This is a genomic window from Xanthomonas hortorum pv. pelargonii, from assembly GCF_024499015.1.
Taxonomy (GTDB): domain Bacteria; phylum Pseudomonadota; class Gammaproteobacteria; order Xanthomonadales; family Xanthomonadaceae; genus Xanthomonas; species Xanthomonas hortorum_B.
In genome coordinates this window covers 3,159,446-3,173,672 of sequence record NZ_CP098604.1, presented here as the reverse complement: position 1 = coordinate 3,173,672, position 14,227 = coordinate 3,159,446, and the positions used below count along the sequence as shown (strand labels likewise).

Below are 14,227 nucleotides of genomic sequence, written 5' to 3'. Positions count from 1 at the left end.
ACTTCGCCAACACGCGCGCGCACATCTACGCAAACGTGTTGTGACAAAAAACCCGCCTTTCGGCGGGGTCCTTTGTGATGCAACAACCGAGGGGCTGGATCAGAAATCCATACCGCCCATGCCGCCCATGCCGCCACCGCCGCCGGGCATTGCCGGCTCGTCCTTCTTCGGGGCATCGGCCACCATGGCTTCGGTGGTAATCATCAGGCCGGCGATCGAAGCTGCGTTCTGCAGCGCCGAACGGGTGACCTTGGTCGGGTCCAGGATGCCGAACTCGACCATGTCGCCAAACTCGCCGTTGGCAGCGTTGTAACCGTAGTTGCCGGTGCCTTCCTTGACCTTGTTCAGGATCACGGACGGCTCTTCGCCGGCATTGGCCACGATTTCGCGCAGCGGGGCTTCCATGGCGCGCAGGGCGATCTGGATACCGTGGGTCTGGTCTTCGTTGGCACCGGTCAGGTTACCGACGGCCACCAGCGCACGCACCAGGGCCACGCCGCCGCCCGGGACCACGCCTTCTTCGACAGCTGCACGGGTGGCGTGCAGGGCGTCTTCGACGCGTGCCTTCTTTTCCTTCATTTCGATTTCGGTCGAAGCGCCGACCTTGATCACTGCAACGCCACCGGCCAGCTTGGCCACGCGCTCCTGCAGCTTCTCACGGTCGTAATCGGACGAGGTGTCTTCGATCTGGGTCTTGATCTGGCCCACGCGGGCTTCGATCGTGGCCGAATCGCCGGCGCCGTCGATGATGATGGTGTTCTCCTTGGAGACCTGCACCTTCTTCGCGCGGCCCAGGTCCTTGATCGTGGCCTTCTCCAGCGCCAGACCCACTTCCTCGGAGATCACGGTGCCGCCGGTCAGCACGGCCATGTCTTCCAGCATCGCCTTGCGACGGTCGCCGAAGCCCGGCGCCTTGACGGCCACGACCTTGACGATGCCACGGATGGTGTTGACCACCAGGGTGGCCAGCGCTTCGCCTTCGACTTCTTCAGCGACGATCAGCAACGGCTTGCCGGCCTTGGCCACGCCTTCCAGCACGGGCAGCAGGTCGCGCACGTTGGAGATCTTCTTGTCGTGCAGCAGGATGAACGGGTCGTCCAGATCGGCCGACTGGCTCTGCTGGTTGTTGATGAAGTACGGGGAGAGGTAGCCGCGATCGAACTGCATGCCCTCGACCACGTCCAGCTCGTTTTCCAGGCCCGAGCCTTCTTCAACGGTGATCACGCCTTCCTTGCCGACCTTCTTCATCGCTTCGGCAATGATGTTGCCGATCGACTCGTCCGAGTTGGCCGAGATGGTGCCGACCTGGGCAATCGCCTTGTCGTCGGTGGTGGGCTTGGAGAGGTTCTTCAGCTCGACGACGGCGGCCTTGACGGCCTGGTCGATACCGCGCTTGAGGTCCATCGGGTTCATGCCGGCGGCCACAGCCTTGACGCCTTCACGGATCAGGGCCTGGGCCAGCACGGTGGCGGTGGTGGTGCCGTCGCCCGCATTGTCGTTGGTGCGCGACGCGACTTCCTTCACCATCTGCGCGCCCATGTTCTCGAACTTGTCAGCCAGTTCGATTTCCTTGGCGACGGAAACGCCGTCCTTGGTGATGGTCGGCGCGCCGAAGCTCTTCTCGAGCACGACGTTGCGGCCCTTCGGGCCCAGGGTCGCCTTGACGGCATTGGCGAGAATGTTGACGCCGCGCACCATGCGGTTGCGTGCGTCTTCACCGAAACGAATGTCTTTAGCAGCCATTTGTATGTAACTCCGGAAATGGGGAATAGGGAATGGGGAATCGGTAGATCAACAGCGTGAATCGGGGCGGGGTGGGATGGCGAAGGGCGTTAGCCGCTTTGCCGATTCCCGATTCCCCACTCCCGATTCCCGGCGCGTAGCGCCTGATCAGCCGATGACCGCCAGGATGTCGTCTTCGCGCAGCACCTTGTACTCGACGCCTTCGGACTTGTAGCTGCTGCCGGCGTACTGGCCGTAGATGACCTTGTCGCCGACCTTGACCACCGGCGCGCGCAGGCTGCCGTTGTCCAGGGGCTTGCCGGCGCCAATGGCGACGACTTCACCCTTGGTGGACTTTTCCTTGGCCGAATCCGGAATCACGATCCCGCCGGCGGAAACTTCGTCGGCTTCGATCGGCTTGACTACAACGCGGTCGTGAAGCGGCTTGATGCTCATAGAGAAAGACCCTCTTAAGTGATTGATTGGCCTGGAAATTATCGGCGATGTTAGCACTCGTATGTGACGACTGCCAGCACAGCGCGCGGAAAAAACCCGACAGAGCGGGTGCGGGCCAGAGATTGTGCTGCTCGGGCGGCTTTCAAGGGCTGGGGGCAAAAAAATTTCGACCACCCGTCGCATACAGGGGCCGAACTGGAACCAGGTTCCACCGATTGTCATGCACACGTTTTACAGTCGGCAACGCATTCCCCGATCACAAGGAGCTGTCGATGAGGTTGCCGTCCCGTGTCCTGTCCCTGAGCTGCGTGCTTCCCCTGGCCTGTGCGTTCGCACTGGCCGTCCCCACCGCCCACGCCGCGGTGTTCATCAACGAACTGCATTACGACGACGCGGGCGCTTCCGGCGACAGCGGCGAAGCCGTGGAAGTGGTGGCCACCGCCGGCGAATCGCTGAGCGGCTACCGCATCTATCTGTACAACGGCAGCGCGCCGAGCGCGGCCACGGTCTACGCCAACACGGCGGTGCCGGCCGGCAGCCTGGTCAGCTGCGGCAGCCAGGTGCGCGTGGCCACGGTCAGCTATGCCAGCAACGGCGTGCAGAACGGGCCCAACGACGGCGTGGCGCTGGTCGACCCGAACGGGCAGCTGGTGCAGTTCCTCAGTTACGAAGGCGCCATCACCGGCAGCGGTGGCCCCGCCGCCGGCGTCACCAGCCAGAACCTGCCGGTCAGCGAGAGCAACAGCAGCGCGGTCGGCAGTTCGCTGCAACTCACCGGCACCGGCAGCAGCGCGGCGAATTTCAGCTGGGCCGGCTCGTCGGCGCAGACCTTCGGGGCATGCAACCGCGGCCAGACCTTCAACGGCAGCGGCGGTGGCGGCGAAACCGGCGCTGCGCCTTCGATCACCAGCACCACCCCGACCCAGGGCGCCACCAACTTCCCGGCGGCAGGCGATCTGAGCGTGGGCTTCAGCGAGGCGGTGACGCTGAGCAGCGGCGCCTTCGCGCTGAGCTGCGCCAGCTCCGGCACGGTGGCGCTGAGCTACCCGACCAGCGGTACCCGCTTCAGCCTGTCCACCAACACCGCGCTGGTGGGCGGCGAGCGCTGCACGCTGGCGATCACCGCCAGCGCCATCCGCGACGCCAGCGGGCTGAGCCCGGCCGCCAATCAGGCCATCGCCTTCACCGTGGCCACGGCCAGCGGCGGCGGCACCGGCTACTACTCGCGGGTGAACACCGCCAATGCCGGCCAGCTGCGTTGCTCGCTGCACACCGTGATCAAGGGCCACACGGTCTACCCGTACAGCGGCTCGGGCACCAGCACCTGGACCATTCTCGAAATGGCCGACGAGGATCCCAACAACAGCGGCCGGATCCTGGACGCCTACCGCAATCGCAGCTACGCCAAGGGCAGCGACCGCGCCGGCACCGGTAGCGGGCTGACCTACAACCGCGAGCACACCTGGCCCAACTCACTGGGCTTCGGCAGCGCCAGCGGCGACAAGGGGTTGCCGTATGCGCCCTACACCGACACCCACATGCTGTATCTGACCGACACCGCCTTCAACGCCGACCGCGGCAACAAGCCCTACGCCACCTGCACCAGCAGTTGCGGCGAGCGGGTGACCGAGGTCAACGACGGCGGTGGCGGCGGCAGCGGGCGCTATCCGGGCAATTCCAACTGGGTACGCACGCCCGACGGCAACGGCGGCACCTTCGAGGTGTGGGGCAAGCGCAAGGGCGACATGGCGCGTGCGGTGATGTACATGGCGATCCGCTACGAAGGCGGCACCGACGCGGCCACCGGGCAGTCCGAGCCGGACCTGGAGCTCACCGACGACCGCAGCAAGATCGTGCAGACCTCGGCCTCGCCGGCCTATATGGGCCTGCTGTCCACGCTGCTGGCCTGGCACCAGGCCGATCCGCCGGACGATGCCGAGCGCGCGCGCAACCAGGTGGTTTTCAGCTTCCAGGGCAACCGCAACCCGTTCGTGGATCACCCCGAATGGGCGACCTCCGGCCTGTTCACCTCGGCCAAGCCGGCCAGCTGCCAACTGGCCAACTGATCCAACCCGGCCCGGCGCTTGACGCGTCGGGCCGGTTTGCGGTGGCGGGCTTGCGGCGGCGATCAGCGCGCGCCAGGCCGTGCTGTCATCGTGCGACGTCAGCACCCGCAAGGCGCCGACCCATTGCTTGGGTCGTGCGTTGAGTGACACCCGCGCAGACGCGCGCCAGCTGCTTCAGCGCCAGCTCGGCCAGCGCGCGGTTGCCCTGTGCCAACACTCGCGGCACGCCCGCGGTCGCGGCAAAACACGCGCTCCCGGTGCATCGACAGCGCGGCCTCCACGACGCAGGCACCGATGCGCCAGATGCATCGATTGCTGAAGGGTGGATTTGGCGAAGTCAACGCCGCGTTCGGAACGTGCGGTCGATCCCGCGTAAGCGGAGGATTACACTGCGCAGCTACGTGAGCGCCTCTTCCCTCCATGTGTTGTTCAGTACCTGCCCGGATGCCGACAGCGCCGATCGCATTGCGCACGCGCTGCTCAACGAGCGCCTGGCCGCCTGCGTCACCCAGGTGCCCGGCGTGCAGTCGCTGTACCGCTGGAATGGGACGATCGAGCGCAGTCAGGAAGTGCAACTGTTGATCAAGACCTGGGAAGACCGCCTGCCCGACGCCATTGCGCGGCTGCAGGCGTTGCATCCGTATGAACTGCCGGAGGCGGTTGCGGTCCAAGCCAGCGCCGGGCTACCGGCATATCTCGATTGGGTCCGGGCCGAAACCCGCAAGGAATCCTGACGTCCATGAAGTCTCTGTCCCGCTGGATCGCCCGCTGCGCATTGCTGGCCGTACCGTTGTTCGCAGCCCCGCTGGCGCTGGTGGCGCCATTGCCCGCGCAGGCCGCAGTCACCGAGGCCGACCTGCTGCCGGTGGATCAGGCATTCACGCTGAGCGCCACGGCCGATAGCCGCGACAGCATCGCGCTGAGCTGGAAGATCGCGCCGGGCTATTACCTGTATCGCCACCGCATCAGCGTCAAATCCGGGCAAGGCTTTGCCGCCGGCGAGCTGGCGCTGCCGGAAGGGCAGAGCAAGCACGACGAGTTCTTCGGCCAGGTGCAGACCTACCGCAAACAGCTGCAGGCCAAGCTGGCCGGCAAGGCCGAGCCTTCACTGCAGACCGCCGTGTTGCAGGTGCAATACCAGGGCTGCGCCGATGCCGGCGTGTGCTACCCGCCGCAGCGTCGCGAACTGCGCGTGAGCCTGCCCGAGGCCTCGGCTGTCTCGGCCTCGTCCCCCGCCGCTGCGCCCGCCGCGCAGCGCGAAAACCTGGGCTCGCTGGTGCCGCGTGCACCGGCCGCCGCCCCGCGGCTGTTCGGCAGCCCCGGCCAGGCAGCCGGCGTGGACGCACTGCCGCTGCCGGCCGAGCAGGCCTTCACCTTCGAAGCCATCGTCGGCGACGGCAACAGTCTGCTGCTGCGCTTTACCCCGGCGCCCGGCTATTACATCTACCGCGACCGCACCTCGCTGGCGCTGGAAGGCGCCGGCGGCGTGCGGACCGGGTTGCCGCGCTGGCCGCAGGGCAAAGCGCACCGCGACGAGCATTTCGGCGATGTGGTGGTGTATTTCGACCAGGCCGAAGTCACCCTGCCGCTGCTGCGCGACCACGCCGAACCGGCAAAGGTGACGTTGGTAGCGACCTTCCAGGGCTGCCAGACCGACGGCATCTGCTACCCGCCGATGACCCGCCGCGTGGCGCTGGAGTTGCCGCCCGGCACGGTGTCGCCGCAAAACCAGGCGCAGACCGCACCGCTGATGATTTCACCGCTGGCCGCCGGGCAGACGCCCAGCGAACCGGCGCCTGCGGCTAGGCCCGCCACCAGCGCAGCCCCGGCTGCCGACGCCTCGGCCGGCAACCCGCAACGCACCCAGCCGCCGCATACCGAAAAAGGCCTGCTGGCCATGCTGGTGCTGGCCCTGCTCGGTGGCCTGGTATTGAACCTGATGCCATGCGTGCTGCCGATCCTGTCGCTGAAGGTGCTAGGGCTGGCGCATAGCGGCGAGAGCCGCAGCCACGCGCGCAGCCATGCCATCTGGTATTCGCTGGGCGTGCTGGTGTCGTTCGCGGCGATCGGCGGGCTGGTGATCGGCCTGCGCGCGGCCGGGCAAGCGGCAGGCTGGGGCTTCCAGCTGCAGCAGCCGTGGTTCGTCGCGGCGCTGGCCTACCTGATGTTTGCGGTGGGCCTGAGCCTGTCGGGCGTGTTTACGCTGGGCAGCAATTTGGGCGGCATCGGCCAGTCGCTGGCATCGCGCAACGGCCCGCTGGGCGACTTCTTCACCGGCGTGCTCGCCTGCGTGGTGGCAAGCCCCTGCATCGCCCCGTTCATGGGCACCGCCCTGGCGTATGCGTTCACCGCACCGGCGCTGCTGGCGATGCTGGTGTTCCTGGCCTTGGGCCTGGGCCTGGCACTGCCGTTCCTGCTGATCGGCTTCATTCCCTCGCTGGCGCGGCGCCTGCCCACGCCCGGTGCATGGATGGAAACGCTCAAGCAGGTGCTGGCGTTCCCGATGTATCTCACCGCGATCTGGCTGCTGTGGGTATTGGGCAAGCAGCGCGGCGTGGATGCGCTGGCGCTGATGCTGGTCGGCGCCACGTTGCTGGCGCTGGGCCTGTTCTGCTTCGAGCGCAGCCGCTGGAAGAGCCATCGCATCGGCATGGGCCTGGCTGCGGTGATGCTGGTGCTGGCCATCGTGCCGGTGGTGGCGGTCACCCGCCTCAGCCTGCCGGCCGCCACCGCCGCCGAAGGCGTGGTGACGTTCTCGCCGCAACTGCTCGACCGCCTGCGCGCCGACAACCGCGTGGTGTTCGTCAACATGACCGCCGACTGGTGCGTGACCTGCAAGGCCAACGAAAAGAACGTGCTGAGCAGCGCCGAGTTCCGCGATGCACTGCGCCGTGTCGATGCGGTCTACATGAAAGGCGACTGGACCAACGTCGACCCCAAGATCAGCGCCTTTCTCGACCAGCACCAGGCGGTCGGTGTGCCGTTGTACGTGGTCTACGGGCCCGGCACACCGCCGGCGGTGTTGCCGACCGTGCTGACCAACGCGATCACCGAGGATGCGTTGCTGCGCGCAGCGCGCTGAGCGCATCGCCACGCGCTGTGTGAGCGCGGCGTTTGGTGTGCAGTGCTTATGCGCGCTGCCGCATGACGCGGTGTGCGCGAGTCGATGAGAGGCTGCGCAAGCGCAGACACCAACGCGCGTCTGGCACCCAGACGTGCTGGATGCCCACGCATCCAGACACGCTCGATTTTGCGAGCTCTGATCGCTGTGCGGCCGCACGCAATCTACGGCCGCACAGCGACTGCGGCGTCGACTCAGCGGCCCGCGTAATACGCCGGTTGCGCGATATCGGCCAGTAACCCCAGACCGCTCGGCTGCCACCCCAACTGCTGCCGCGTTGCGTCGCTGGAGGCGGGCACATCTTCGCTGGCGAAGCCTGCAAACCAACCGAAATGCGCGGCATCGCGCGACTCCACCGGCAAGCCCAGCTTGTGCCCAAGCGCTCGGCGATCTCGCGAAATCGCACCCCGCTGTCGGCAACGGCATGGTAAGCGGCCTGACGCGTCGCACCTTGCAGCGCCAGCCGATACAGCCGGGCCGCGTCGGCAACATGCACCGCCGGCCAGCGATTGGCGCCTTCTCCGATGTAGGCCGACACGCCCTTCTCGCGCGCCAGGTCGATCAGCATCGGCACAAAGCCATGGGTTTCGCCAACGCCGTGGACCGAGGACGGCAACCGAATGGTGGCCGCACGCACGCCACGCTCACCGAGCAAACGTGTGGCTTCTTCCGAACGGCGCGGGTAGGACGGATCCGACGCAGGCAGATCGGCCTCGCTGGCGACCCGACCGAACGCACGCAACGCCGACAAGGTGGAGGTCACCAGCAGCGGCTTGTCGCTGTCTTGCAACGCGTCGCCCAGCGTGTCGATTACCAGGCGATCCTGCGCGGCATTTTCGATATAGCGGGAGAAATCGTGATTGAAGGCCAGATGGATCACGCCATCGGCAGCGCGGGCGGCCGCGCGCAGGCTGTCCAGGTCGTCCAATGTTGCGTGCAATACGTCGGCGCCTTTCGCCTTCAACGTCTGCGCTTTTTCGGGCGACCGCGCCAGACCGAGCACGCGATGCCCGTGCTGCAGCAACTCATCGACTACCGCTGTGCCCACCCAACCGGTGGCACCTGTGACGAATACATGCATGTGGATCTACCGATTCATGAGGAATCCGGATGCTATCGACGCCAGAGATACCCTTACAGTCGTGAGATTATCCCGGTATAGCTAATAACAGGATCGGGCCATGGCCGACGCCACTCTCAGTAGCTACCTGCGCGAGCGGCGCGAACGCCTGGACCCTGCTGCGCTTGGTTATCCCGTCGGCCGGCGGCGCACGCCTGGCCTGCGCCGGGAAGAAGTGGCGCAGCGCGCCAACATCAGCGCCACCTGGTACAGCTGGCTGGAACAAGGCCGCGGCGGCGCGCCCTCGGCGGGCGTGTTGAACCGCATCGCCAAGGCCTTGCTGCTCACCGATGCCGAACGCGAGCACCTGTTCCTGCTCGGGCTGAGGCGCCTGCCCGACGTGCGTTATCACCCGCCCGCCGGCGTCACCCCGCGGCTGCAACGCGTGCTCGATGCCATGGAAACCAGCCCGGCGTTCATCCGCACGGTGAGCTGGGACGTGGTCGCCTGGAACGCGGCGGCCGCAGCGGTGCTCACCGACTACGCAACGTTGCCGCCCAGCGAACGCAATGTGTTGCGGCTGATGTTCCTGAGCCCCGCATCGCGGGTGATGAATCTGGATTGGGAAGGCGTGGCCAGATCGCTGGTCACCGTGTTCCGCGCCGATGCAGCGCGCGCAGGCGCCAACGCCGCCATCGCCCCGCTGGTGGAAGAGTTGCGCAGCCGCAGCGAAGATTTCGCCCGCTTGTGGGAAGCCGGTGAGGTCAACGACCCCAGCGATGGCATCAAGCGTCTGCGCCACCCGATCCTTGGCGAGATGGAGATGGAGTATTCCTCCTTCGCAGTGGAGGGCCGCACCGATCTGATCCTGCTGGTATGCAATCCCATCCACCAGGCCGACGCCGGCAGCATCCGCGCGTTGACCGGCGGAGCTGCGGCGCGCGGCTGAGCAGCGAGACAACATGCAACCCAGTTGCGCAGACACAGTGCCGCTGATGCTTCCAACGCCTGGGTGTTTCACAGCGTCGCTCAGGCGCTGAGGTGAGCCATGCTCCGTGCACACAACGCCGCTGATCTCCCTGCCCGCTGCTGCCAGCCCACACGGCGCGCGGCAAACTAAACGCGCCGACGACGATTCAGCAGACGGCCGCACGGCACCAGTCGACGGGCAACGTTCAAGTGCCTGCCGCGAAAATGCCACCACACAAGGCTCCGCGTGCTCGCTCCAGGGCAGATGACCCGGAAATTTCAATCATCCGTTTAAAACAAGCCTAACTTCGCCTATCTGGACAGCATCGGCCACATCGCGCAGACTTCCGACCTTTCCGCTCTCCCGGATGTCATGGCCCACCTGCTGCTGTTGCATGGCCCCAACCTCAACCTGCTCGGCACCCGCGAGCCGGAGGTCTACGGGCGCACCACACTGGCGCAGATCGATGCGGCCCTGGTGGACCGCGCGCAGGCGGCCGGGCATACGCTGGCCTGCCTGCAGTCCAACGCCGAGCACGTGCTGGTGGAGCGCATCCACGCAGCGCGCGAAGACGGCACCGCCTACATCCTGATCAACCCGGCCGCCTTCACCCACACCTCGGTGGCGCTGCGCGATGCGCTGCTGGGCGTGGGCTTGCCGTTCGTGGAAATCCATCTGTCCAACCCGCATGCGCGCGAGCCGTTCCGGCACCACAGCTATCTCAGCGACAAGGCCGACGGCGTCATCAGCGGCTTCGGCGCCGACAGTTACCGGCTGGCACTGGAAGCGGTGATCGCGCGGCTGGAGCGCGACGCATGACACCCGCATTGCCGGCGCCCGCGCCGACGCACTGACCCCATTCCGCCGGCAACCGTCGGCACTCCCCACCGATTCACCTCATGAGGCCCGTATGGATCTCCGCAAAATCAAGAAACTGATCGACCTGCTCGAAGAATCCAATCTCGCCGAAATCGAGATCAAGGAAGGCGAAGAAAGCGTGCGTCTGGCGCGCGTGCCCAAGGGCACGACCGTGGTCAGCGCGCCGGTGCAGCAGTACGCACCCGCTCCGCTCGCGCAGGCCCCGGCCGCAGCCGCCATGCCGATGCAGTCGCCCACTGAAGCCTCCACCGGCGGTGCCAAGCAGGGTGCCGCTTTGCCGGAAGGCCACGTGCTGCGCGCGCCGATGGTCGGCACGTTCTACATCTCGCCGTCACCGGACAAGCCGGCCTTCGTCACCGTCGGCCAGCAGGTCAAGGCCGGCGAAACGCTGGCGATCATCGAGGCGATGAAGATGTTCAACCCGATCGAAGCCGACGTCTCCGGCACCATCGTGGCCATCCTCGGCGAGACCGGCCAGCCAGTGGAATTCGATCAGCCGTTGTTTGTGATCGGCTGATTGACGGGAATCGGGAGTGGAGAATCGGGAATCGGCAAAGCGGCCTCATGAACGCCTGGAGGCGTGGCGCGATTCCATGGCGCTTGTGGAAATGATCTATCGGTTCACCGAGGTCTTTCCCGAGCAGGAACGCTACGGCCTGACGGCGCAATTGCGCCGTGCGGCCGTCAGCGTTCCGTCGAATATTGCCGAAGGTGCGGCGCGACGTTCTACTCCCGATTACGCGCGGTTTCTCTCAATTGCGCGCGGCTCGCTCTCCGAACTGGATACACAGGTCCAGATCGCCGTACGACTGGGTTATAGCAACACCGAAGACGAAGACATCCTCGGCCAGCAGGTCGACCAGGTCTTCGCCAAGCTAACCGCATTGATGAATGCCTTACGCAAACGTGGAGCCGCACCATGATGCCCGCTTCTACCCATTCCCCATTCTCGACTCCCTATTCCCATGCTCGATAAAATCGTCATCGCCAACCGAGGTGAAATCGCGCTGCGCATCCTGCGCGCATGCCACACGCTCGGCATCCGCACGGTCGCGGTGCATTCCACGGTCGACCGCAACCTCAAGCACGTGGCCATGGCCGACGAGTCGGTGTGTATCGGCCCGGCGGCCTCCAGCGACAGTTACCTCAATATCCCGGCGTTGATCGCCGCGGCCGAGGTCACCGATGCGCAGGCCATCCATCCCGGCTACGGCTTTTTGTCGGAAAACGCCGACTTTGCCGAGCGCGTGGAAGAATCCGGCTTCATCTTCATCGGCCCCAGGGCCGACACCATCCGCCTGATGGGCGACAAGGTGGAAGCGATCCGCGCAATGAAGGCCGCCGGTGTGCCGTGCGTGCCCGGTTCGGGCGGCCCGCTGGGCGATGACATCGTCGCCAACACCAAAGTGGCGCGCGAGATCGGCTACCCGGTGATCATCAAGGCCGCCGGCGGCGGCGGTGGGCGCGGCATGCGCGTGGTGCATTCGGAGGCCGCGTTGAAGGCCGCCATCGAAACCACCAAGTCCGAAGCCAAGGCCGCTTTCAGCAACGACCAGGTCTACATGGAGAAGTTCCTGGAAAATCCGCGTCACGTGGAAATCCAGGTGCTTGCCGATGGCCAGGGCGGTGCGATCCATCTGGGCGAACGCGATTGCTCGATGCAGCGCCGCCACCAGAAGGTGGTGGAAGAAGCACCGGCACCGGGCATCACCGAAGAACTGCGCAACGAGATCGGCAAGGTCTGCGTGGATGCCTGCATCCGCATCGGCTATCGCGGCGCGGGCACCTTCGAATTCCTGTTCGAAGACGGGCGTTTTTACTTCATCGAAATGAACACGCGTATCCAGGTGGAGCATCCGGTCACCGAGCGCATCACCGGCATCGATCTGGTCTGCGAGCAGTTGCGCATTGCCGCCGGGCAGAAGCTCACCATCAAGCAGAGCGACATCGTGTTGCGCGGGCATGCGATCGAATGCCGCATCAATGCCGAGGATCCGGAAACCTTCATGCCCAACCCGGGCCTGATCACCGCGTTCCATCCGCCCGGCGGCCCGGGTGTGCGTGTGGATACGCACATCTACGCCGGCTACAAGGTGCCGCCGAATTACGACTCAATGATCGGCAAGCTGATCGTGCACGGCCCGGATCGCGAAACCGCGATCGCGCGCATGCGCGTGGCGCTGAGCGAGATGGTGGTGGACGGCATCAAGACCAACATCCCGCTGCAGCAGCGCATCATGCGCGACAAGGGCTTCCAGGCCGGTGGGCAGAACATCCACTATCTGGAAAAGCGCCTGGCCGAGCGCAAGAACAAGTCGATTGCGCTGGTTTGATCGACGCACGCAGATAACGAAAAAGCCCGGGAAACCGGGCTTTTTCGTAGTTCACGCTGTTGACGCACAGACACCGCGCATCACTCACGCCGCGGCGCCGCCGGCTGCTGGCTACCCGGCACCGGCACGATGCCGCTGGACGAGGACGGGTCGACCACGGTCATGGTTTCGGTGGACCCATCCGGCCACACCACCTGGAAGGTCGCCCCGGCCGGCAATGCCGAAAACGGCATCGCACTGCTGGCGCGATACACCGCCGCCACCTGGCTGGCGCCATGCCGCCGCTGCTGTTCGTCGGCAGTGACCGTGGTCGACTTGACCGACAGCGGCTGGTAACGGTGATCGGCGGTATCGATCATCACGATGCCAACGGCCGCTGCCGAATACGCCACGAACAACGCGACCCAGAACCAGAACTTGGCGCCATGCGCCAACCGACGGTAATTCATGACTGCGCTCCCGGCTCGGACACCAGTGTATCAACCATCTCATCCACCCTGTCTGCTCCCTGCCGCGGCACCGCGGCGTCGAATACGAATGACACAAAATCCTGTGCGCTATCGCGCGAGCAGATGCCCGCGTTGGCGCAATAACTGGTAACTAGAGTGCTTTCGGCGCTGCAATCCAGGCCCAGCCGGCATGCAGCGACCTGCCATGCCAGTTCGGCGAACTGATCGCCGGCCACATAGCCCTGCAGACTGTCGTCGCCACTGGCACGCGCACCCATGGCCGGGGCAAGCGCCAGATAGGCTTCCGGATCGCGCGAGGCCAGCACGCGCTGCACCAGCGCGCGCTTGTAGGTCGGCGATGTCTGCAACGGCTCGCCCAGCGCAAGCAATGCCGCCTCGGCAGCCAGGTTGCCGGCGCGCGCGGCGGCCTGACGTTGCTGCGCAACCAACTGCGGGCTCACGCCATCGCTGGGCGCAAAGCCTGCGCAACGCTGCGCCACGCGCTCGCGTGCCGCATGCATCGCCACCACGCCGGGGGTGTGTTGCGCGGCGATCCAGTCGCTGTCGGCAGCGTAGCCGGCCGGGCTGGCCGCGTACGGCGCGCAGTAGTCGTAGACCCGGCTCAAGCGCCAACCGGCCTGCGCATCGCCGGCACGCACCTGCTGCTGCAATTGCTGCGCGTAGCGATACAGATCCGTTTGCGCATCCACGGTATCGCGATAGGGCAACTGCAAGGCGGTGCTGCGTTCGGCAGGCGCGTGTAGCGCTGGCGCGAACAAGCTTGCCTGCGTGCTGCTTGCCGGGGCCGCTATCGCTGCAGCAGGCGACTCGGTCGGTTGCGCACGCACATGCCACCACGCTGCCGCTGCAAGCGCAGCAGGAGCGAGCAACAACCAAAGATGGCGGGCACGAGCAAGCGGCATGAACAGCAGCGACCCTGGCGCGGGAAAGCCCGCAGCGACGGCGCGGAGTCTAGCACCCGCCTTTCGCACGCCGCGGTGCGCAAGCGGGCGCTGCCTGCGCAAACTGCGGGAAGGGCAATGCATGGAGTGATGGTCTGCGCGCGAGTTTGAAGTGAGTGACGCGCTGCGGCGATTTGGTTGCCTAGACGCAAGCGTGCGGCACGCCCTGCAGCGGGACACGCGCCGCCGAATGCACTGAAGCGCCGAGC

13 protein-coding genes are annotated in these 14,227 nt (G+C 66.0%); 8 read left to right on the top strand and 5 right to left on the bottom strand.

Going from position 1 to position 14,227, the window contains the following annotated elements; translation table 11 throughout:
* Positions 1-99 precede the first annotated feature (99 nt).
* Positions 100-1,743, bottom strand: coding sequence for a chaperonin GroEL (gene groL / locus NDY25_RS13895; protein ID WP_168958065.1), 1,644 nt, complete (start codon positions 1,741-1,743; stop codon positions 100-102).
* A gap of 147 nt (positions 1,744-1,890) precedes the next feature.
* On the bottom strand, positions 1,891-2,178 hold the full coding sequence (locus NDY25_RS13890) for a co-chaperone GroES (RefSeq protein WP_003483210.1): 288 nt from the start codon (positions 2,176-2,178) through the stop codon (positions 1,891-1,893).
* Positions 2,179-2,450: 272 nt separating this feature from the next.
* Here NDY25_RS13890 and NDY25_RS13885 point away from each other — a divergent pair, with 272 nt between their 5' ends.
* From NDY25_RS13885 to NDY25_RS13875, 3 genes are all read left to right on the top strand, one after another.
* Positions 2,451-4,244, top strand: a complete 1,794-nt coding sequence (locus NDY25_RS13885; protein WP_168958066.1) for an endonuclease — start codon at positions 2,451-2,453, stop codon at positions 4,242-4,244.
* 401 nt (positions 4,245-4,645) lie between these two features.
* The gene (gene cutA, locus NDY25_RS13880) at positions 4,646-4,978 is read left to right on the top strand and encodes a divalent-cation tolerance protein CutA (RefSeq protein ID WP_168958067.1); all 333 of its coding nucleotides are present in this window, start codon (positions 4,646-4,648) and stop codon (positions 4,976-4,978) included.
* Between the two features lie 5 nt (positions 4,979-4,983).
* Positions 4,984-7,326 carry a protein-disulfide reductase DsbD family protein gene (locus tag NDY25_RS13875; protein WP_168958068.1) on the top strand — a complete coding sequence of 781 codons (2,343 nt, stop codon included), beginning with the start codon at positions 4,984-4,986 and terminating at the stop codon, positions 7,324-7,326.
* Between the two features lie 46 nt (positions 7,327-7,372).
* Here NDY25_RS13875 and NDY25_RS13870 read toward each other — a convergent pair whose 3' ends face one another.
* Positions 7,373-8,446 carry an SDR family oxidoreductase gene (locus NDY25_RS13870; RefSeq protein WP_256627501.1) on the bottom strand — a complete coding sequence of 358 codons (1,074 nt, stop codon included), beginning with the start codon at positions 8,444-8,446 and terminating at the stop codon, positions 7,373-7,375.
* A gap of 100 nt (positions 8,447-8,546) precedes the next feature.
* Between NDY25_RS13870 and NDY25_RS13865 the strand changes: the two genes are divergently transcribed.
* From NDY25_RS13865 to accC, 5 genes are all read left to right on the top strand, one after another.
* On the top strand, positions 8,547-9,374 hold the full coding sequence (locus NDY25_RS13865) for a helix-turn-helix transcriptional regulator (protein ID WP_168958070.1): 828 nt from the start codon (positions 8,547-8,549) through the stop codon (positions 9,372-9,374).
* A gap of 393 nt (positions 9,375-9,767) precedes the next feature.
* Positions 9,768-10,214 carry a type II 3-dehydroquinate dehydratase gene (gene aroQ, locus NDY25_RS13860; RefSeq protein WP_104592407.1) on the top strand — a complete coding sequence of 149 codons (447 nt, stop codon included), beginning with the start codon at positions 9,768-9,770 and terminating at the stop codon, positions 10,212-10,214.
* A 91-nt stretch (positions 10,215-10,305) separates the two neighbouring features.
* On the top strand, positions 10,306-10,791 hold the full coding sequence (accB, locus tag NDY25_RS13855) for an acetyl-CoA carboxylase biotin carboxyl carrier protein (protein WP_168958071.1): 486 nt from the start codon (positions 10,306-10,308) through the stop codon (positions 10,789-10,791).
* A 76-nt stretch (positions 10,792-10,867) separates the two neighbouring features.
* Positions 10,868-11,197: a four helix bundle protein gene (locus NDY25_RS13850; RefSeq protein ID WP_006451538.1), complete on the top strand. Its 330-nt coding sequence runs from the start codon at positions 10,868-10,870 to the stop codon at positions 11,195-11,197.
* Between the two features lie 42 nt (positions 11,198-11,239).
* Complete coding sequence (gene accC, locus NDY25_RS13845) at positions 11,240-12,607, top strand: acetyl-CoA carboxylase biotin carboxylase subunit (protein ID WP_006451537.1); 1,368 nt, start codon at positions 11,240-11,242, stop codon at positions 12,605-12,607.
* An 80-nt stretch (positions 12,608-12,687) separates the two neighbouring features.
* On the opposite strand, the gene NDY25_RS13840 is transcribed toward accC, so the two are convergent.
* Both NDY25_RS13840 and NDY25_RS13835 read right to left on the bottom strand, forming a co-directional pair.
* Positions 12,688-13,056: a hypothetical protein gene (locus NDY25_RS13840; RefSeq protein ID WP_006451536.1), complete on the bottom strand. Its 369-nt coding sequence runs from the start codon at positions 13,054-13,056 to the stop codon at positions 12,688-12,690.
* The gene (locus NDY25_RS13835; protein WP_168958072.1) at positions 13,053-13,979 is read right to left on the bottom strand and encodes a hypothetical protein; all 927 of its coding nucleotides are present in this window, start codon (positions 13,977-13,979) and stop codon (positions 13,053-13,055) included. Before NDY25_RS13835 ends, NDY25_RS13840 begins: the two co-directional genes overlap by 4 nt.
* Positions 13,980-14,227: the final 248 nt, after the last annotated feature.